General features: G+C 57.3%; 19 protein-coding genes. 10 read left to right on the forward strand and 9 right to left on the reverse strand.

The window, feature by feature from the left end; all coding sequences use genetic code 11:
* Positions 1–6: 6 nt before the first annotated feature.
* A complete protein-coding gene (locus H6G07_RS15200) occupies positions 7–1,860 on the reverse strand; it encodes an NAD(P)H-quinone oxidoreductase subunit F (protein ID WP_073608880.1) in 1,854 nt (617 codons plus the stop codon).
* A 394-nt stretch (positions 1,861–2,254) separates the two neighbouring features.
* Between H6G07_RS15200 and H6G07_RS26925 the strand changes: the two genes are divergently transcribed.
* Positions 2,255–4,585: a tetratricopeptide repeat protein gene (locus H6G07_RS26925; RefSeq protein WP_073608879.1), complete on the forward strand. Its 2,331-nt coding sequence runs from the start codon at positions 2,255–2,257 to the stop codon at positions 4,583–4,585.
* 194 nt (positions 4,586–4,779) lie between these two features.
* On the opposite strand, the gene H6G07_RS15210 is transcribed toward H6G07_RS26925, so the two are convergent.
* Positions 4,780–5,448, reverse strand: coding sequence for a DUF2834 domain-containing protein (locus tag H6G07_RS15210; protein WP_073608878.1), 669 nt, complete (start codon positions 5,446–5,448; stop codon positions 4,780–4,782).
* 269 nt (positions 5,449–5,717) lie between these two features.
* Between H6G07_RS15210 and H6G07_RS15215 the strand changes: the two genes are divergently transcribed.
* Positions 5,718–6,704 (forward strand): pentapeptide repeat-containing protein, encoded by a 987-nt coding sequence (locus H6G07_RS15215; RefSeq protein WP_338420703.1) that lies wholly within the window; start codon positions 5,718–5,720, stop codon positions 6,702–6,704.
* Positions 6,705–6,709: 5 nt separating this feature from the next.
* On the forward strand, positions 6,710–7,036 hold the full coding sequence (cutA, locus tag H6G07_RS15220) for a divalent-cation tolerance protein CutA (RefSeq protein WP_073608876.1): 327 nt from the start codon (positions 6,710–6,712) through the stop codon (positions 7,034–7,036).
* Positions 7,037–7,109: 73 nt separating this feature from the next.
* Here the strand turns inward: cutA and H6G07_RS15225 are convergent, their stop codons facing one another.
* Entirely contained in the window at positions 7,110–7,493 is a 384-nt protein-coding gene (locus H6G07_RS15225; RefSeq protein ID WP_139297053.1) for a hypothetical protein, read from the reverse strand.
* A gap of 466 nt (positions 7,494–7,959) precedes the next feature.
* Here H6G07_RS15225 and gnd point away from each other — a divergent pair, with 466 nt between their 5' ends.
* Together gnd and H6G07_RS15235 are read left to right on the forward strand one after the other, a co-directional pair.
* Complete coding sequence (gnd, locus tag H6G07_RS15230) at positions 7,960–9,384, forward strand: NADP-dependent phosphogluconate dehydrogenase (protein ID WP_073608874.1); 1,425 nt, start codon at positions 7,960–7,962, stop codon at positions 9,382–9,384.
* A gap of 219 nt (positions 9,385–9,603) precedes the next feature.
* Positions 9,604–10,587 (forward strand): glutathione S-transferase family protein, encoded by a 984-nt coding sequence (locus H6G07_RS15235; protein ID WP_073608873.1) that lies wholly within the window; start codon positions 9,604–9,606, stop codon positions 10,585–10,587.
* Between the two features lie 37 nt (positions 10,588–10,624).
* On the opposite strand, the gene H6G07_RS15240 is transcribed toward H6G07_RS15235, so the two are convergent.
* A complete protein-coding gene (locus tag H6G07_RS15240; RefSeq protein ID WP_073608872.1) occupies positions 10,625–11,347 on the reverse strand; it encodes an HxlR-like winged helix-turn-helix transcriptional regulator in 723 nt (240 codons plus the stop codon).
* A gap of 113 nt (positions 11,348–11,460) precedes the next feature.
* On the opposite strand from H6G07_RS15240, the gene H6G07_RS15245 reads away from it, so the two are divergent.
* On the forward strand, positions 11,461–12,612 hold the full coding sequence (locus H6G07_RS15245) for an acyl-CoA dehydrogenase family protein (protein WP_084173200.1): 1,152 nt from the start codon (positions 11,461–11,463) through the stop codon (positions 12,610–12,612).
* Between the two features lie 92 nt (positions 12,613–12,704).
* On the opposite strand, the gene H6G07_RS15250 is transcribed toward H6G07_RS15245, so the two are convergent.
* The 5 genes from H6G07_RS15250 to H6G07_RS15270 all read right to left on the reverse strand — a co-directional run bounded on the left by H6G07_RS15250 (position 12,705) and on the right by H6G07_RS15270 (position 15,473).
* A complete protein-coding gene (locus tag H6G07_RS15250; RefSeq protein WP_171973026.1) occupies positions 12,705–12,845 on the reverse strand; it encodes a hypothetical protein in 141 nt (46 codons plus the stop codon).
* Positions 12,846–12,850: 5 nt separating this feature from the next.
* Entirely contained in the window at positions 12,851–13,804 is a 954-nt protein-coding gene (locus H6G07_RS15255; protein ID WP_073608870.1) for an isoaspartyl peptidase/L-asparaginase, read from the reverse strand.
* A 78-nt stretch (positions 13,805–13,882) separates the two neighbouring features.
* Positions 13,883–14,023: a DUF2256 domain-containing protein gene (locus tag H6G07_RS15260; RefSeq protein WP_071527445.1), complete on the reverse strand. Its 141-nt coding sequence runs from the start codon at positions 14,021–14,023 to the stop codon at positions 13,883–13,885.
* Positions 14,024–14,728, reverse strand: coding sequence for a GUN4 domain-containing protein (locus H6G07_RS15265; protein WP_073608869.1), 705 nt, complete (start codon positions 14,726–14,728; stop codon positions 14,024–14,026).
* A gap of 103 nt (positions 14,729–14,831) precedes the next feature.
* Positions 14,832–15,473, reverse strand: a complete 642-nt coding sequence (locus H6G07_RS15270) for a response regulator transcription factor (RefSeq protein ID WP_073608868.1) — start codon at positions 15,471–15,473, stop codon at positions 14,832–14,834.
* 255 nt (positions 15,474–15,728) lie between these two features.
* Here H6G07_RS15270 and H6G07_RS15275 point away from each other — a divergent pair, with 255 nt between their 5' ends.
* The 4 genes from H6G07_RS15275 (at position 15,729) to H6G07_RS15290 (ending at position 20,407) form a co-directional block, all read left to right on the forward strand.
* Positions 15,729–17,156, forward strand: coding sequence for an NADP-dependent isocitrate dehydrogenase (locus H6G07_RS15275; RefSeq protein ID WP_073608867.1), 1,428 nt, complete (start codon positions 15,729–15,731; stop codon positions 17,154–17,156).
* 171 nt (positions 17,157–17,327) lie between these two features.
* On the forward strand, positions 17,328–18,104 hold the full coding sequence (gene rpsB, locus H6G07_RS15280) for a 30S ribosomal protein S2 (protein WP_073608866.1): 777 nt from the start codon (positions 17,328–17,330) through the stop codon (positions 18,102–18,104).
* Between the two features lie 191 nt (positions 18,105–18,295).
* Complete coding sequence (tsf, locus tag H6G07_RS15285) at positions 18,296–19,042, forward strand: translation elongation factor Ts (RefSeq protein WP_073608865.1); 747 nt, start codon at positions 18,296–18,298, stop codon at positions 19,040–19,042.
* Between the two features lie 153 nt (positions 19,043–19,195).
* Positions 19,196–20,407, forward strand: coding sequence for a hypothetical protein (locus H6G07_RS15290; RefSeq protein WP_073608864.1), 1,212 nt, complete (start codon positions 19,196–19,198; stop codon positions 20,405–20,407).
* The last annotated feature ends 9 nt before the right edge of the window (positions 20,408–20,416 follow it).

Raw genomic sequence — 20,416 nt, forward strand, 5'->3', positions numbered from 1 at the left:
CTTTGTCTAGAACAGCGCCGCTAGAGCCTGCCAGTTCATCAAAATCCCCAGCCCGGCGACGCCCAAGGCAATGGTGAGCACGTAGAACTGGAGCTGCCCGGTGTTGCCGTATTTGAGGGTTTCGCCGCTAAAGAGCGAGGCTAGGCCTACGGCATTGACCAAACCATCGACCACGTAGCGATCGAGCCAGTCGGTCATGCGCGACAGCACATCCACCCCCAATACAAAGGTGTTGCGGTAGAGCTTGGGGGTGTAGAAGTCGTAGGCCAGCAGGTTTTGCAGCGGCTTTTGAATCAGCTTGCTCGGGTCTTCCACCATGCGGTTGACGTAGAGCAGGGTGCCAACTGCCGCACCAAGAATGCTCGACCAAGTGAGCAGCAGGGCCATGTCTTGGCTAATCTCAGCCCAGGCGGGCAGCAGGTTGAACTGGGCCATGATCAAGGGCAGGTGCAGGGCAAAACCAGCGACGATCGCCAGCGGCAGCACAATAAACCAGATCGGCTCGGGCGATCGCATCGTCATCTGCTGGGTCTTGCCCGCAAAGATCAGACCCAGCAGCCGGGCCAGGCTAAAGGCCATCAGCCAGTTCACCAGCAGCACGATTGCGACTAACAGACCGCGATCGCTATCCCACAGCCCCGACACCAGCGAGAGCATGGCCCAAAAGCCGCCCAGGGGAGGTAGTGCCACCAAGCTCGCGGCACCCGTAATCATGGCGATCGCGGTGACGGGACGGCGACCCCATAGCCCGCCCATTTGAGTTAGGTCTTGGGTGGTGATGTTGATAATAATTGAGCCTGCGCCCATGACCAGAGCCGCCATGCCCAGGGCATAGATCAGAGCTAGCAGCAGGGCGGCACCGGGTTGATGAGCGCCGAGAGCGATAAACATCAGCCCCATATAGGCGCTGCTGAGGTACGAAAGCACCCGCTTGATGTCGATTTGGGCCGCCGAGATCAGCGTCGCACCGATCGCCGTCACCGCTCCCACCGCGATGGCAAAGGCCGAGGCCGTCGACGACAGCGCAATCACAGGCTCCATCTCCACCAGCACCCAAATGCCGGTCGTCACCACCACCGAATTGCGCAAAATGGTGCTGGGCAGCGGGCCTTCCATCGCCTCATCCAGCCACAGGTGCAGCGGGAACTGGGCACATTTGCTCATCGGGCCAGCAATCAGGCCAATACCAATTAGCGTAATCAACCCAGGATCTACATTTGCCGTCTGCGCCCAGGCCGCCAGCTCCCGAAAGTCCCAGGTGTGGGCGAGGGGATAGATGGCCAGCACCGCCATCAGCAGCACTAGGTCACCGACTCGCTTGGTCAAAAACGCGTCTCGCGCCCCGGTCACCACTAGGGATTGGTTGTACCAAAAGCCCACCAGCAGATAGGTGCCCAGGGTCAAAATTTCCAGCAGCATGTAGGCAAACAACAGCGAGTTGCACAGCACCAGGGCGCACATGCCCGCCTCAAACAGCGCCATCATGGCGAAAAAGCGGCCCCAGCCCCAGTCCATCTCTAGGTAGCCCACAGCATAGATCTGGGCCAGCAGATTCAGCGTGATAATCAGCACACAGGCCCCGAGGGTAATCAGCGACGCCTCTAGGGGAATGGCCAGGTTTAGCCCCGCCACATTCAGCCAGGAGGCAAAGAAAAACTGAGGCGACGACTTCCCCCAGAGGGCCAAAAATGCCAGCAGGGTGTGAACTAGGGCCAGGGCCGTCATCACAATATTGATGTAGCCAGCGGGGCGCGGCCCAGTGCGCCGAATAAAGGCCGGTGACCAGGGAATAGTCAGCAGCGCCCCCATTAAGGGATACAGGGGAATGAGCCAGCTCGTTTGGGCAATAATTGGAGTCATAGACGAGGCATTCTCGGGCAAAAGGACAGCGAAAGCGTTACCTGGCAAGGGTTGGCAGCAGTTTTAAGCCCCGGCATTGGTCACCCAGGACAAGATTGACAAAGGTCAATTAAATCGCTAGCTGAATAGACCTGAGCCTATTTTCAATAGAGTTTAGCCAATGCCTGCCCCAAAAAGAAAGGGGTAAATTGATTGAATACTATTTGCTTTTTGTTTCTGATTGATAATTTTCAATAATGCTTGTCTGGTTTACCGCTCCACTCCCCTACCTTCTCCCAAAAACATCCTGACGTTGCGATCGCTTCTCGAAGAGTAAACCAGTAGCGATGCAGCCCCCTGACGCCCCCTCAGGCATCGCCACGCCTCAGCGATTTTAGTCATCAGGGGAAACAACGTGGCCGATAATCATTGGTTGACCAGGGCCGAACGCGCCCTGGTTGTAGGGTCTGGCGTCGGTACTGTGGCGTCGATTGCCGCCCAAAACATGGCGCTGGCCTCGGCACCGCTCACGGTGCTGGTGGCGGTGGGGCTACTCAACCGCACCCGCGTTGAGCAGCAGCTCGAAGAAGCCCAGGAAAAGCTCGCCCGCCAGCACCGCCAAACCGGGCACCGCCTCACCAACCTGACCAAACAGGTGACGGCCATGCCTTCGCCCGAAGCGCTGACCAACTTTCAGCGAGCGGTGATGGATCGCAGCAACCATTCCTTCATCCGCTTTGCTAAGCAAATCAATGGCCTCAAGGCCCACGTTGACCAGCGGCTTGAGGCGCTGCCCACCCCCGACCTAGCTGACATCAACCAGCAGATTGCTCAGCTCCAGGAGCAGTCGGCTGCGGCCCAAGTGGGCTTCGAAAACCTCAACACCTACATACAGCGGTTGGTCACCACGCCTCGGGTAGAGGCCGCCGAAAACAAGCTCTCCCAAGTCAAAACTGACCTGATGCAGACCCGAGTAAGTCTCGAGAACCTGCGTTCAGAAACCCGCATTCTGGTCACCAACCTGCAAGACGCCCTGGGGCAAATCGATCGCCGCTGGCAGGAGTTTCCCCAGACCAGTGCCCCGGGCCAGTACCGGGCCAGCATGGGGGAGGTGGTCAAGGCCATGGCTGCCCTGGTGCCCCAGTCAGAATTTAGTCGGCTAGTAGACCACGTCAAAGACTTGACTCGCCAGCAAACCCGCCTAGAGCAAGCCCTCACCAAAATTCCGGTGGGCACAGTAAACGGGTTTCCGGCGGCACCGCCCAGCACCGCCGAGCTAGAGCGCCTGACCGCTGAGGTGCAGCAGTTGCAGCAGCAGGTCAGCCGTCAGGAAACCGCTGGCCACACCCAGGAACAGGTGCAGCAGGTGGTGTCGCAATACCTGGGCCAGGTAAAGGCCCAGGTGGCCCAGCTAGAGGGGGTGACGCGATCGCTCTCCGAACGGCAGCAGCAGCTCACGAGTCAGCTGGTCACTGCCCCTGACGACACCGCTAACCGCAAAGCCCTCATGCAGCTAGCCCGACGGGTGCAGCAGACCGAAACCGAGCTTAAAACCTCCCGCCAAGAGCCCCCAGTGCTGGCCAAGCCATTGCCCCAGCCCGATTGGATTATTGACTTTCCTGTGGCCAGCGCCACCGAACCCCAGGCCATGGCCAGCCGCCATGCCCTAGAGACTGCCCTCAGAACCGCCACGCGGCGGGTGCTGCTGGTGTGGCCCTGGGCCAGCTACGTCACCATCGACGACAGTTTATTAGAACAGTTTCGCCAGCTGCTCGATCGGGGCGGCCAGCTCGAAATTGGCTGGTGCCACCGGGGTGACCAGCATGATGGTCGCCTGGCCTGGCGTATCAGCCAGCGCTGGGGCACCGAGTCAAGCCAGCTCCAGTTGCTCAAGGCCTCCCTCAATCAGCTCTTGCCCCTGCGAGAAAACTACCCCGATCGCTTCAAGTTCAGAATTATGGGCACCGCCGAGAGCTATCTGGTCAGCGACAGCGGCAGCGCCCCCGCTGACAACACCCTGGGGAACACCTACGCCATTGTCAGCCTCAAGGCGCTGCCCACCCAGAGCGCCGTCATCCCCGACCTAGACGCTAAGCTGCGCACCGCTGAACCCGCTGTCGTCCATGCCCTCATGCAGCGCTTCCACGACCCGGCGATCCCCCCTGGAGACACCGTGGCTTTCTTTAACCGAGGCACCACCCGCCACGATCTGCGCGACCAGCCCGGCGCGATTAGCGACTACAGCCAGGTGATTAACCTTCAGCCCGACCACGCCATTGCCCTCAATAACCGAGGGGTGGCCCAGCTCGAACTCAACCAGGTCGAGGCCGCCGAGGCCGATCTGAGCGAGGCAATTCTGCAAAACGGCAAGCTGTTTGCCCCCCACTGCAACCGGGGCTGGCTGCGCCTAGAGCAGCGCCGCTACGCCGCCGCGATCGCCGACTTTACCCAGGCCGTTACCCTCAAACCCCACCTGCCCATGGCCTACGTGTATCGCGGCAGCGCCCTGCACAAGCTGGGCGACCTCAAAGGCGCAGTGCGCGACTACAGCGACGCCATTGCCTGCGGCGACCCGATTGCGCTGCCCTACTGCTACCGCAGCGCCGCCTACCAGAGCCAGGGCGATCAGGCCAGGGCGATCGCCGATCTAGAGCGAGCCAGCGCCTATTTAGAAGCTCAGGGCGATCGCCAAGGGTTGTCCTCAGTACAGCGCACCCTGAGCCGGTTGCAGAATATGACGGCGTAGGAAATGGAGGAGATAAGGGGGTGAGAAAGGTAAGGAAGATGGGGAAGTAAAGTTTGAGTGCTTAATTTTAAGTTTTGAGTTTAGGTTATACACGAAGCACTCAAAACTTAAAACTTAGAACTCTTCCCCCACCCCCATCTTCCCTATCTCCCTCATCCTCCCCATCTCCTCTTTACCCATCCACCCCCTACCCCCTACCCTCCTACTCCCTCTCTAACCGCCGTCCCCGCTTCAGCCTCAACAGACGGCCTCAGCGCTAGATACAAACCCGCGCCTATCAACGGCAGGGCCAACACCGCCGCCACCACCCAGGGCTGACTCATGCCCCGGCGGGCCATGTCGTCGCGCAGCAGCACCGGGAACAACAGCCACAGGGCAACAAAGTCTAGCGACATGACGTGGATGAAGCGGCTGGTTTGCCACTGCTGCCAAAAATCGAGCCAGTCTCCTTTAAGTAATGCAAAGGCGGCTAGGGCGATCGCCCCTGCGGCCAGCACTGCCCCCAGCCAGCGAGATTCCAGCAGGCGCAGCAGAGCGCTCTTGGGGCCGTCAAAGCCGGGGTTAGGTGGGCGCAGGGCCAGGTAGGGCAGCAGCGCAAAGGCCCCCACCGCAAACGACACCAGTACAAAGGGCCAGGCTCGCTGCCTTTGTCCGTGGCCGTCAATTAGGGCCACTGCGGCATAGACCATTGGCCAAATTCCCATGGCGTTAAACAGAGCGACAACGGCAGGGTTAATGCCCTCCCACGCGCCCGTAGAGAGCTTCAAAATCAGATCAGCAGTGTCGGGGCGATCGGGAGGAGCAAGTATAAACGTATACAGAATAAACCCGAGCCAAAGGCCCCAAAAAATTAATCGATTCATGCCTTGTCGAGTGCTAAGTTTCTCACCAAATTATCAAACAAAAGCAACGAAGTCTGTCAGGCTAGAAGAAAGCAAATAAGCTGTATTCAAGCCACGCAGCCTCCATATGTAGTGACTGTTAAAAAATAATTAAACACATTTTGAACTGTAAATTTATGTTCCTGAGTTTTAGTTAAAGAAGCATTAACCTCACTCATAAATCTTCTATTTTAAAGGTCATTTTTCATACCCTCTACACAGCCTATATGCCCCAATTTTGGGAACCTGCCGTGCCATTAGTCGCCCCCCGTGAGTCTGGCGCGTCCCCAGCTCACCACAGAAACATTATGCACATTAAATATTTCCTTGAGCTTTATGAAGCTGGCTACCGTGACTTCACCGGCATTAGCTTGGCTGGTGGCGACTTCAGCCACCACATTTTGGTAGACGTTGACCTCAGTCGCGCCAATCTCAAAGGTGCCAACCTCAGCCGATCCTTTCTCACCCAGGCCAACCTCGACTACGCCACTCTCAACTGGGCAAACCTGAGCTTTGCCAAAATGAGCGAAACTCACCTGAACCAGGCCGACCTCACCAAGGCCAACCTGCGTGGATCATTCTTAGTAAGAGCTGACCTGCGCAAGGCCAAACTCAGCGGCTGCGACCTATGCCACGCCAACTTGCGCAACGCCGATTTGCGGGAGGCCAACCTCTGTGGCGCTAACCTCACCGGGGCCAACCTGCGCGGCGCAAATCTAAGCGGGGCTAACCTATCCTGGGCGCATCTCACTGGAGCCCGACTTAGTGGAGCCGACCTAGAGCGCACCTGCATGGATGCCGTCAATTTGGAAGGAGCCTGGCTCAACGGCGTAGACCTACACGGCATGAATTTGGCCGGAGCGAACCTCAAAGAGGCCAAACTCAATGGGGCCAACCTCGACCACGCCAACCTCAGCTCAGCCAATCTCACCCACACCACCATGCGCGGGGTGAGCCTGGTAGGGGCCAACCTCAGCGGCTCTGACCTGACCGGGGCCGTACTGTGGAACGGCATGCTTGACGGCGTAGACCTATCGCGGGCTGACCTCACCCGTGCTCACTTGGGGGAGGCGTCTCTCAAGGCAGCGGTGGTGGTGGGCACTGAGTTCACCGAGTCGGTGCTGCCCGCCGAGGCCCGTGCCTACCTCTACGAAACGGTGCAGGGGGAAACCCGTTGGACCAACCGCCCAGCCCGGGAAACCCTGAACCAGTCACAGTTTGTCGATCGCATTCTCTAGCCGCAATGTCGCCCCCATCGTTAGGAGTCGTTCTAGTCACCGCTGGCTCTGAGGCCGAGGCCGAGAGCCTGGCCCGCTATCTAATAGAGGCACGACTGGCCGCCTGCGTCAGCGTGCTGCCGATCCGTTCTGTTTACCGTTGGCAGGGCAACATTCACGCCGAGCCCGAGTGGCAGCTAATCATCAAAGCCGACCTCAGCCAGTTTGATGCGATCGCCCAAATCATTACCCAGCACCACAGCTACGAGGTGCCCGAGATTATCGCTCTACCGATTGTGGCGGGTCTGCCCGACTACTTGAGCTGGCTCCAGGCCCAGGTGCAGTCGTCCTAAGCGCAAAAAAAGGACTGGCCAACGGCCAGCCCTTCAGCTACTCAAGGAGATTTGCCAACACAGTCAAGTCGATCTAGCGCCGGTAGGCCAAAGCCACCTCACTCTCAATCTCAGCTGGCTCAGACACCAAAACCGTTTCAGTCTCGGTGATCAGGCTTAGGTCAACAGCGGCATCGAGGGTGGCCACCGCTTGGGCTTGCCAGCGCTGGCGCATTAGCAGAGTGCCACCGGATAGCAAAGCAACAATTGCCCCCAAACCGCCCAGGGCTACACCCAAAGCATTGCTGTCAGTCGAAGCCACCCAAAAGCCGCTTGGCCCAGCGTCTGATGACGAAATTCCAGAATCACCCCAGTTGGACAAGGCACAGCCAGAATACGCAGTACCAGAGCCGACAGCAGATAGAAGACCAGCCGCCACTATAGAAGCCACCAGGGCAGAACGAGGCAGAAGTTTCATAACCAGATCGAGAGAACGTCACAACGTAACGCCATTATTGCGGCGCTTGCTCAATTCCACAGCTTCAGGGGCTACAGAATCTCAGGGAAATCACGGCAGGCAATGGGTCGTTGAGGAAGATAGGGAGGGTGAGGGAGAAGGGAAGCTAGGGCAGAAAGCCTTAAAGGGTTGGGGCTAAATATCAATTGTGGCTCCCCTCGTCGCCTTTACCTATCAGGGCAATTAAGACGAAATTCTGCATCGGGGGTAGATTATCGGTCGCTGGAGGTCAAGACTTCCTGGCTTTTGGGTCTCACACCTAAAGAAAACCTTTGAGAGCATGGCCATCTTGAAAAAGTTGTTTAGGCTGTTGACAGTTTTGATGGCAGCGGTATTCCTTATCACGTCCCACTCACCCGCCCACCCTACAGTTTTCCGTAGAAACCCGTTTTAGACCTCCGACCGAACTGTTAACGAGAGTATTGATATGGCACAGAGTTTTGGTGTAATTGGGCTCGCCGTTATGGGCGAGAACCTGGCGCTCAACGTCGAGAGTAAGGGCTTCCCGGTGGCCGTGTACAACCGCACTGCCGCCGTGACCGAGAAGTTTATGGCTACCCGCGCCCAGGGTAAGAATGTGGTGGCGGCCTACAGCCTCGAAGAGTTTGTCCAGTCCTTAGAGCGGCCCCGTCGTATTTTGGTCATGGTAAAGGCCGGTGCTCCGGTGGATGCGGTGATCGACCAGCTGCGTCCCCTACTGGATGACGGCGACATGATTATGGACGGCGGCAACTCCCTCTACGAAGACACCGAGCGCCGCACAAAGGATCTGGAATCCACTGGCCTGCGGTTTATTGGTATGGGGGTCAGCGGTGGTGAAGAAGGGGCGCTGCTCGGCCCCAGCCTGATGCCCGGCGGCACCCGCGCTGCCTACGACTCGATCGAGCCCATCGTCAAAAAAATTGCGGCTCAGGTAGATGACGGCCCTTGTGTCACCTACATTGGCCCTCGGGGCGCGGGGCACTACGTCAAAATGGTGCACAACGGCATTGAGTACGGCGACATGCAGCTAATTGCCGAAGCCTACGACCTGATGAAGAGCGTGCTGGGGCTAAACCATAACCAGCTATTCGATGTGTTTGCTGAGTGGAATCTCACCGACGAGCTGAATTCTTTTCTGATCGAGATTACCGCCGACATCTTTACCAATATTGATGCCGAGACAGGTGAGCCCTTGGCAGAACTGATTTTGGATGCGGCGGGGCAAAAGGGCACCGGGCGCTGGACGGTGATGAGCGCTCTGGAGTTGGGCGTGGGGATTCCTACGATTACAGCTGCGGTCAACGCGCGGATTATGTCGTCGATCAAAGAAGAGCGGGTGGCGGCGTCTAAGGAGCTGAGCGGCCCCACGGCTAGTTTTGACAGCGATGTCAAAACCATGGTCAACAAGATCCGCGATGCGCTGTACTGCTCAAAGATTTGCTCCTACGCCCAGGGCATGGCGCTGATCGGTGCGGCCTCAAAGGCTTACGAGTACGATGTCAACCTGGGTGAAACGGCCCGGATTTGGAAGGGGGGCTGCATTATTCGGGCAGGCTTCCTGAATAAGATCAAGCATGCCTATGACGAAAACCCTAGCCTGCCTAACCTGCTGCTGGCCCCTGAGTTTAAGCAGACGATTCTCGATCGCCAGACAGCCTGGCGAGAGGTGATCGCGATGGCGGCAACGTTCGGCATTCCGGTACCGGCGTTTAGTGCGTCGCTGGATTATTTTGACAGCTACCGACGCGATCGCCTGCCGCAAAACCTGACCCAGGCCCAGCGCGACTACTTTGGGGCGCATACTTACCTGCGGGTTGATAAGGAGGGCACGTTCCATACCGAGTGGACGAAGGCTCCGGCGCGAGTGTAAGGGTTTCTTGCCTTAGATACCTCGCTATAGATTTTGCCGTCGATTCCTTGGGGATCGGCGGCATTTTTTGACCCGTAGGGACAAAGGTTATTCGCCCGATGCCCCTTAAACGGGGAAACTCGTAGGGTGCATCCGCGCAGCGATGCGCCATTCTAGAGGATTTGTGCTCTGATCTCTGCCATCTCGGTATAGTGAAGGCGTCCCCTCGCTAAGAGTGTTATGGCTGGTCTGCCGCCAGGTTTGCTGATTCGCACTGCTAAGCAGGTTTGGACAACGCTGTGGCAAGCCATGATGGGGCAGATGGCTCCTAGCAGCAAGAGCGGGGATTACCAGCGGCCCGAGAGTGAGTTTCGGCAGTGGATTCAACCGGATGGCCCTTATCCGCCCACCGCAGGCCGCTATCAATTGATTGTGGGGATGGGTTGTCCGTGGGCACACCGGACTTTGGTGACGCGGGCGTTGAAGGGATTGGCAGAAGCCATTTCAGTTCTCCCCGTTATCCCCTCCCCCGACGAAGGCTGTTGGGTGTTTGAAACACCGTTTCGCGGCTGTCGCACTCTGCCGGAACTCTACCGTCAAGCGCAGCCAGGTTACAAAGGGCGCGCTACAGTGCCGGTGCTGTGGGATACCCAGACGGCCAGCATTGTGAACAACGAAAGTGCCGAGATCATTGTGATTTTGAATGAAGCCTTTAATGAGTGGGCGACTCGGCCCGAGGTGGATCTCTATCCAGAGTCCATAAAGGCAAACATTGACCAGTGGAACGATCGCACCTACCAGGCCGTTAACAATGGTGTCTACCGCTGCGGCTTTGCCCAGACCCAGGCTGCCTACGATCGCGCCGTCACCGAGCTATTTGATGCGCTGGATGCAATCGATCAAACTCTGGCTCAGCATCGCTATCTCTGCGGCGACACAGTAACCCTGGCGGACGTGCGGCTATTTACGACGCTGTTTCGCTTCGATGTGGTCTACTACAGCCTGTTTAAGTGCAACCGCCGCCGCATTCAAGACTATGCCCATCTTGGCCCCTACCTGCGGCATCTGTATCAACTGCCGGGGGTGGCGGCAACTTGCGATATTGAGGCGGTCAAGCGCGATTACTACGGCAATCTATTTCCGCTGAATCCGGGCGGCATTATTCCCTCTGGGCCAGATTTAGAGTATTTGAAAGCGACCGTTGAGGGGCTGGCTAATGGGTAGCGATCGCAGGTGTTGCCATCCGGTTGATACCCTCAAGTTATGCCATCTTGCCAATTACAAAAGGTGCTATCCCTGACAGGTGACGGCGTTCGCTGTGTAAGTAGAGCCAGGTCGGTAATTGCTGTACATACTCGCTAGGCCCATCAAAGGCAATACTGCCGGTCTTAAGGGCTTGATCCAGTCTTTCATAGCCCATCACCACATGGGTAAAGGTGCTCAGATCAGCCGCGATCACCACATCAACCCCAAAGCCCGGATCTTGAAAACAAACATCGACCCGCGCTGACTCAACCACCATCCAGTAGCTGCGTTCTTTCTGTTTTCCTTTAGTCAAACCGCGCAGGTCAAATTGCAAAACCACTTTGACCGAGGGGAACGCGTCAAGATTAACGCCCCGCCGCATGGCCCACATTAATAACCGATCATCTAGCTGATCGGGAGAGAGGCGATCGCGAGTCCAGTGGGTGGCCCAAACCCCCATTTGATCAATCAGCGGCTTCAGCGCCTCCCCCGCCGGGGTGAGTAAATAAACTGACCCTTGGCCAGTCGCTTTTTCCTGCCGCGTAATAATGCCAGCCAGCTCTAGCTCTTTGAGGCGTTTAATCAGCAGCGCCCTCGACATCAGCGGCACCCCATAGCTGATCTCGTTGAAGTGATGGCTGCCAGACATCAGCTCCCGCAAAATTAGGGGCGTCCAGCGCTCACAAATAATCTCTGCCGCCCTAGAAATTGGGCAGTACTGACCATATCCCTTTCCCATGGCGATTACCCATTATTGCAATCCGTAACGCAGGTACAGATTGTGATCTTGTACCCCAGTGACTCCAACACCAGAATAGACCCATAAACGATTTCAGTTTTCAAGGAGCCCCCATGCTTGAACTTATGAATCAACCTACCGAGCAACGGCAAAACCAAGACTGGTTAGCCCTTGCCCAGTCGTTAGGCCAGCAGTTTGCCCCCAGTGAACAAGCCGCCGACGCCTCTGACGAATTTGTCAGCGAAAATTTCGAAATGTTACGGCGATCGGGGCTATCGGCCATGGGCGTTCCCCAAGAATTTGGTGGAGGGGGTGCTAGCTATGTAGAAGTTTGTGAAACGTTAAAAACCTTAGCTCGCTATTGCAGTTCGACCGCCCTGGCCTTTTCAATGCACACCCATCAGGTGATGGTGCCGACCTGGAAATGGCAGCACCAAAACGCTCCGGTAGAGGGCTTGCTCAAACGCATTGCCCAAGAAAAAATCATCCTGCTTAGCAGTGGTGGCGGCGATTGGCTACCCGGCTCTGGCACCGCGACTCGCACCGAAGGCGGGTTTCTAATCACGGCGCGCAAAGTCTTTGCTAGCGGTGCCCCAGCCGGGGATTTGCTCATGACCAGTGCCGTCTATGACGACCCAGCTGACGGCAAAACGGTGCTGCACTTTGCCCTGCCCATGCAGACCCCTGGGGTCTCAATTGTGCCCACCTGGCAAGCCATGGGCATGCGCGGCACCGGCTCCCACGATATTGTAATCACCAATGTTTTTGTGTCCGATCAGGCGATCGCCCTGCGTCGCCCAGCCGACAAATGGCACCCGGCATTCCATTTAATCACCATGGTTGCCTTCCCAATTATTTACTCGGTCTATGTTGGGGTGGCCGAAGCGGCTAGAGATTTGGTCGTGCAGCAAATTAGCAAAAACCGCGACGATGAGCATATTTACTATCAAGTTGGCGGCTTAGACAATGAATTAACGGCGGCCAGAATTGCCCTACAACACATGATTTCAACCAGTATCTCTAGCCAGCCTGGCTTTGATACCACCAACCAAATTATGACGGGTCGAGCACTAGTAGCGCGATCGGTACTTGGGGTGGTCGATCGGGCCATGGAAATTGCTGGAGGCCGTTCCTTCAACCGCCCCTTTGGGTTAGAAAAACTCTTCCGCGATGCCCAAGGCGTTCGATTTCACCCCCTGCGAGACGAGGCCCAGCGGAAACTTTCGGGGCAACTAGCCATGGGGTACGACCGAACCTTGCTGTAGTTAATAATTCAAAAGCAAAGGTACAGGGTACCTTTGCTTTTGAGAAAGGGATCTTCTCAATCCTCTTTCTCAAACAGCTCCATTTCCCTTGCTTACTGAGAGAGAAACCCCGTCACCAATAGGGGCAACAAAATCAGCAGCGTCAAAATCACCATCAGGGTTGGCACGTCGATTTTGAGGACGTTTTTCTCTGAGGCTGAGGGGTTGCGTTTAGGAGAATTGAGATCGGTCATCGCAGTTACACCACTCCGGTTAAGGTACCTGAGTCTAGCTCTAAGGTGTCGCCCACGCCATCGCCCGTATGGTAGGCCGCCAGCAGCACATCGCTGGTTTTTCCCCAGGCGATTTGGCCCTGGTGGCTGAGGGCGATCGCGCCAAAATCTCGCTTATGGGCCGTCGCTTCCCCAAAGGATTTCTCAAAGGCGGCCAAAATATCCATACCATCGCTCACCCGCACCACAATCCGGGCCGCCAGACACTCGTCAATAATGTCTTCGCCAATGCCCGTACAGCTCACCGCCGCAAAGGAGTTGGCATAGTTGCCCGCCACGGTGGCCGAGTCACTCACCCGGCCTAGGCGCTCTAGCCCCTTGCCCCCGGTCGAGGTGCCCGCCGCCAGATGACCCTCCATATCCAGCACTACGACCCCAATGGTGCCGCGCCGACTTTCAAAGTCCTCGGGGATATCTACCGCTTCGGCTACCACCCCAGCCATTGGGCTTCGAAAGTTGTTGGCCCGCTCCCGCATCCATTCTTGCAAACGCAGGTCAGTCACCGGGTCAAAGGGCGGAATCCGCATCTCTCTCGCCAGTTCGGCAGCCCCAAAGTCAGACAGCACGCGATCGGGGGCAGGTTGCAGGTAGGCCGCCAGATCGATCGGGTGCCGCACCCGCGACACGTTGATAATGCCGCTAAAGCGTTGGGCACGGCCATCCATCAGCCCCGCACTCATGCGCACCTGGCCGTCAGATTGCAGCACTGAACCATAGCCCGCGTTGAAATGGGGCGAATCTTCCATCAGTTGGCAACCCATCACCACGCAATCGCGGGCGCTAGCCCCAGCTTCGGCTTTGCTATAGACCTGCTTGACAATGCTGTGCAGGTCTTCTCGCAGCGTCATCAACCGATCTTTATGACCGTGAGCACTACCGGCTCCGCCGTGGATGATTACCTTGGGTGAGGCCTGGGTCATGGTAGTTGTCCCTAGGAATACTTTCCCAGCTTAAGGGGTCGATCGCCGTAGAACTGTAGCGTGGGTCATGGGTTTGCCCTAACGACGACGACGACAGCGATCGCTGCAATACTTCACCTCATCCCAGCAGTCGGCCCACTTCTTGCGCCAGGTAAACGGGCGCTGGCAGACAGGGCAAACCTTAGTGGGCAGGTCAGCCTTAGCCCGCTGTTTCGGCACCTAGGCCCCCTCATTCCAGGCGGGGTGAGTCAGCAGCGACGACATCATCCGCACACCGCGCAGCTGGTTTGACAGGGGCAAGTGACCATCGGGGGCGCTCAGATCCCAGATAAAGCCGCCGGGGTAGCGCGTCCAGATGTTGTCGTCCTTCCAGGCAATGCGGGGCCAGAACTTATCCCAGTTTTGGCCCAGGCTGAGCCACAGACGGCGCTGCACCGAAAAGCCAAACTTACCCTCCGAGTAGACTCGCCACAGGTGGTCAATGGTCTGCAAATCGGTAACAGGGAACTGCTCCACTTCGGTAAAGTAAACCCACTTGCGCTTGACCGCCGTCGGCCCGGCCAGTTCACACAACTTGGCCAGCGTCAGCCGATCGGCCTCCTCAAAGTCCTGCTGAATTAACAGCTCTTGCAGCGGCCCATAGTCTACGCCCTGCGCTGAGGGCATCTCCAGCCGTCCCTGGGGCCAGTGCTGAGCCAAAACCCCGCGCAGCTCACTCTGCTCAGTGGCGTAGAGCACCTGAAAAATCTTGCCGTCTAAAATCGTGGGTGGCTCAGCTTTGCGCTCCACCAGGATAGCGGTCAACACCTCCAGCCCCTCTTGCCCCAGGGCCAACAGCTCATGCACCGCCGAAAGCTGCTTTTTCAGCGAATCGCCCTGGAGCTGAGCGCGCAAATTCACCAGTGTGTCGCCGTCCGAAACCATAGATACCGCATGAAAGTGCCCGTTCTCAATGATAGAACGTGTTGGGCAGGGAGGTGAAGTGGGTGAGTGAGTCGGGGTTAGGTGGGTAGATGCATCGACTCACCTAACCCCGACCCGACTCCTCCGGCATGCGATAGCCGTGCTCAAAGGCAAAGCGCACAATCTGCGATCGGTTCTCGAGACTGAGCTTGGCCAGCATGTTGCTGAGATGGGTTTGCACCGTGCGAGGGCTCAGAAACAGGTGTTCGCCAATCTGCTTATTGGTGAAGCCTTGGACAACTTCCCAAAACACGCGCTCTTCGGCAGGGGTGAGGGGTAGGGGGGTGGGCTGAAGGGCAGACTGGTCGAGCAGGCGCTCCAGGGTGCTGTGCAGGCGCTGCGATCGCGCGATTGCCCCCTTCACCTTGGCGATCAGCTCCTGCGCCGAGAAGGGCTTGACTAAGTAGTCGTCGGCCCCGAGCATGTGGCCCTGCACCCGGTTCGTTAGCTCTCCCAGGCTAGAGAGAAAGATAAACGGCACCATTTCTCCGGCTGGGCTAGAGCGTAGGTGGTGGCAAAACTCAAACCCATTCATGCCCGGCATCATCACGTCTGACACCACCACGTCCGCAGGTTGATGGCGCAATAGATCTAGCGCTTCTTGACCTGAGGTCGCGCTAATCACCTCAAAACCCTGGGCCTCTAAGCGCCGGGTCAACGTCATTTGCAAGACGGGATCATCGTCAACAATTAGAACCGTGTTCATACATTCAAGATCTCAACAGCAAGGCAGACTAGGGTTGAGGGCAAAAGCACAGCGATAGCCATCTGTCGCGTCACCGCCACCGCTAGACCACAACGACTACAGCCAATCAGCGCCATCTCACGGCCTAGAGGGGTTTAGGGGCCAAAGACTCTCTAGACGGTTCCTCCCCAGATTTAAATCGTTGCTCAACGAGCAAAAATGTGGGTTAAAGCGCATTAGACTATGGGATGTTTTGTCGTTTGCGGGCAATTTGCGATGTACGAACGGATCACTCCCCCGGCAGTAGGCGAACGCATCACCTTTAAAGATGGCGAACCCGTCGTGCCAGATACGCCTATCATTCCCTACATCCGTGGCGATGGAACGGGGGTAGACATCTGGCCCGCCGCCCAGCGAGTGTTTGACGCCGCGGTGACCGCAGCCTACGGCGGCAAGCGCGAGATTGTCTGGTTTAGGGTTTACGCTGGCGACGAAGCCTGCGAGCAGTACGGCACCTACCAGTACCTGCCTGACGACACCCTTAAAGCGATCGAAGAATTTGGCATCGCCATCAAAGGCCCCCTCACCACCCCCGTCGGCGGCGGCATTCGCTCGCTCAACGTTGCCCTACGGCAGATCAACGACCTCTACGCCTGCGTGCGCCCCTGCAAGTACTACGCTGGCACCCCCTCGCCCCACCGCAGCCCCGAAAAGCTCGACGTCATTATCTATAGAGAAAACACCGAAGACATCTATCTGGGCATCGAGTGGAAGCAGGGCGACCCGATCGCCGACCAGCTAATCAAATATCTCAACACTGAGCTGATCCCCGCCACCCCCGAGCACGGCAAAAAACAGATCCCCCTTGACTCGGGCATTGGCATCAAGCCAATCAGCAAAACCGGCAGCCAGCGCCTAGTGCGCCGCGCCATGAAGCACGCCCTGCGCCTGCCCAAAGACAAGCAGCAGGTCACCCTGGTGCACAAGGGCAACATCATGAAATACACCGAAGGGGCCTTCCGCGACTGGGGTTATGAGCTGGCCACCTCAGAATTTCGTGCCGACTGCGTCACCGAGCGCGAGTCGTGGATTTTGGGCAATAAAGAGGCCAACCCTGACCTTTCCACCGAAGACAACGCCCGCCAGATCGAGCCTGGCTACGACGCCCTCACCCCCGAGAAAAAAGCCGCCATCCATGCCGAAGTCGAGGGCATTCTCGCCGCCATCTGGGAAACCCACGGCAACGGCCAGTGGAAAGACAAGATCATGGTGAACGATCGCATCGCCGACAGCATCTTTCAGCAGATCCAGACCCGGCCTGACGAATACTCGATTCTCGCCACCATGAACCTGAATGGCGACTATTTATCGGATGCGGCGGCGGCGATCGTCGGTGGATTGGGTATGGGGCCAGGGGCCAACATCGGCGACACCTGCGCCATCTTTGAAGCCACCCACGGCACTGCCCCCAAGCACGCCGGACTCGATCGCATCAACCCCGGCTCCGTCATTCTCTCTGGCGTCATGATGCTGGAGTACATGGGTTGGCAAGAGGCAGCGGATTTGATTAAGAAAGGGATCGGGGGGGCGATCGCCTCCCGCGAAGTCACCTACGACCTGGCTCGCCTGATGGAGCCGCCGGTCAACCCGCCGCTGAAGTGCTCGGAGTTTGCCGAGGCGATCGTCAAGCACTTTGACGATTAGCCCACGAAATTGGGATTTAGGGTTTCATGCTCAAGGCCTTGAGCATGAAACCCTAAATCCTTTTGTGATAACCTAGAAAAGTTGTCAAAAAACCACACATTCGAATTTTCGGGTCTTCCCTCTGGGAAGCGCGTTCGAATGGAGGATTAACCCGAAAGGAGTCAAACCCAAATGCCCGTTATCACTCTCCCCGAGCTACTAGAATCTGGGGTTCACTTCGGCCACCAAACCCGCCGTTGGAATCCCAAGATGGATCAGTACATCTTCACCTCCCGCAACGGCGTTCACATCATTGACCTGGTGCAGACCGCCCAGCTGATGGAAGAAGCCTACCGATTTGTCCGCACTGCGGCTGAACAGGGACAAAAGTTTCTGTTCATTGGCACCAAGCGCCAGGCGGCTGGCATTGTGGCCCAAGAATCGGCCCGCTGCGGCTCCCACTACGTCAACCAGCGCTGGCTGGGCGGCATGCTGACCAACTGGGAAACCATCAAGTCTCGCGCCAACCGCCTCAAAGAGCTTGAGCGCATGGAAGAACTGGGTGCCATTGACCTGCGCCCCAAGAAAGAAGCCGCTGTGCTGCGCCGCGAGCTAGAGAAGCTGCAAAAGTACCTGGGTGGGATCAAAACCATGCGCAAGGTACCCGATGTCGCCATCATTGTTGACATCAAGCGCGAATACAACGCGGTGTCGGAATGCCACAAGCTGGGCATTCCCATCATTTCGCTGCTAGACACCAACTGCGATCCCGACCTGGTGGATGTACCCATCCCCGGCAACGATGACGCGATTCGCTCCATCAAGCTGATTCTCGGCAAGCTGGCCGACGCCATCTACGAAGGCTCCAACGGTGCCAAGGCCCGCGGCAACGATGACGACTACGAAGACTATGACGGTGGCGAGGACGACGAGTACGGCTACGATGCTCCCGCCGCCAGCGACGACTAGGGTTCAGCCCGCTCCACCATCTCGTGCGAGAGATGCCTAAAGCCAAATCATGTTGGGTAAGGGCAGAATATTCTGCCCTTACCCAATAGCTGCCTTAGTTGAGGTGGCCCCTGGGGTTTAAGCTGAACTAGGGTCTTTCCCTTTAAGTTTGTATTGAGTTTGACGATAGCGCGTTAGGACGGTAAATCACCATGGCAGAAATTTCTGCAAAGCTTGTTAAAGACCTGCGCGACAAGACCGGCGCGGGCATGATGGATTGTAAAAAAGCCCTCAAAGAAAACGATGGCAACATCGAGAAATCAATCGAATGGCTGCGGCAGAAGGGCATTGCCTCGGCCTCTAAGAAAGAAGGCCGCGTAGCGGCTGAGGGCATTATTGGCAGCTACATTCACACGGGCGATCGCGTCGGCGTGCTCGTAGAGGTCAACTGTGAGACAGATTTCGTCGCCCGCCGAGACGAATTCAAGAGTCTAGTGCGCGACGTGGCTATGCAAATCGTGGCTTGCCCCAACGTCGAGTATGTGCGCGTCAGCGACATTCCGGCTGAAGTCTCTGAGAAAGAAAAATCCATCGAAATGGGTCGCGACGACATCGCTAACAAGCCCGAGGCCATGCGCGAGAAGATTGTGGAAGGCCGCATTCAAAAGCGTTTGAAAGAACTAGCTTTGATGGATCAGCCCTTCATCAAAGATCAAAATATCTCGGTGGAAGAGCTGATCAAGCAAGCCGTTTCTAAGCTGGGTGAAAACATTCAGGTGCGCCGCTTCTCCCGGTTTGTCCTGGGTGAGGGCATCGAGAAAGAAGAGAGCAACTTTGCTGAGGAAGTCGCGGCTCAGGCTGGTCTCACCAAGAAAGAGCCTGTAGCCGAGGCTGAGCCGGCAGCGGAGACTAAGGCAGAAGCTGCACCCAAGAAAGAAAAGGGCAAGAAGAAGAAGTAGGCTCATCCAAGCCAACTTCAGGTTAGGGGCTAACGGCTGAGTTAGCGATGGTCAATAGACCGATCCCTAGCCATCGTCAATAGCGGGGGTGCAGGTATCGCGCCCCCGCTTTCAATATTTCCCTATAATCAGGTATGGCATGGGCAAGGCGGTATGGTAAGGCCAGTCGAAAGCATTCGCAAAGATCTCAAAGGGCTAGAGGGTGCCACCGCCACCCTGGCCGAAGAGTTTGGTCAAATTTATGCAACCTATCTGACGGTGCTAGGGCAGGCTGTGCGGCGACAGGTCGTGATGGCTACTTATCATCTTTGTACTCAGGTCTATCCCGAAGAATTTTTGGCTCTGCCGGTGAGCGATCGCGGTCGCCTACAACAGGGCATGCAAACCTTGGGTGACAAAGCCCAAGGCTGGCTACAGCAGCTGATGGAGCCCGACCCCTCCCCGGCTGACCCCAACCTTGACCGCGACGATCTCAATCGCCTAGAGACGGCCCTAGTTGCCTTGACTCAGCCCTCGGCAGGCTCCGCAGTCTCGCCTGGCGACGAGGGGTTGGAGCAGGCGGAGCAGGCAGGGGCTGACGAAGCCGATTTTGAGGCGATCGAGGAACCTTTAGAAGCAGCACCGCTAGAAACCACAGTAGAAGAGACCATCGCCGAAGACTTCGATGAGAATCCGGATCTAGAGTCTGCTGAAGCCATGCCACCGTCAGACGAAAACGAGTCTTCTACCGACGGTGAGGCCTCGGCACTTGACCCCAAGCAGCTGATTCAGTCTGTCCTAATGGCAGCTATTTCCGGCGATATAGACGACATATTTCGCGATCGCCCGTTTACCGGCGACCCGCTGACGCCGACCCTGGTCGCCAAGCACCACCTGATTCTGGAGCAGAGAATTCGCGATGTACTCCAGCGCGTCTCCAGAAAAGCCAACCGACTATTGCGCAAGGCCCAGGTGATTCCTGACCTGCCCGAGTCGGTATTAGAGGTCGCCTCCGACGCCGACATGGCGGTGCCTAAGGGGCGCGCTGTCCCTAACGTGCTCAACGTACTGGTGGCCATGGCTGGAGACATGACCGCCGAGTTTGACCGACCGCAGACCGACCGCGACGAGGACAACGACGACGTGTCAGATGACGAGGACAATGCTTTAGAAGGCACCATGACCCATTTGGCCGCCGTTCAGCTGCGTCTGGCCGATCTAGAGTTAGGGGATGTGCAGACTGCCCTGTGGCGCAGCAAACTACGAACCGCTGTAGGGCGACTGCGCAAGCTGGGTAAACAGTACCAGCGGGCCGAGCGCGAGCTGGCGATCGCCCAGGCCGAGCAAGCCTGGCGCGCGGTTTGGTACGACGACTCATCCCGGTAGGGCACTGGG

It is taken from the genome of Phormidium tenue FACHB-1052 (assembly GCF_014696675.1).
Classification (GTDB): domain Bacteria; phylum Cyanobacteriota; class Cyanobacteriia; order Phormidesmidales; family Phormidesmidaceae; genus Nodosilinea; species Nodosilinea tenuis_A.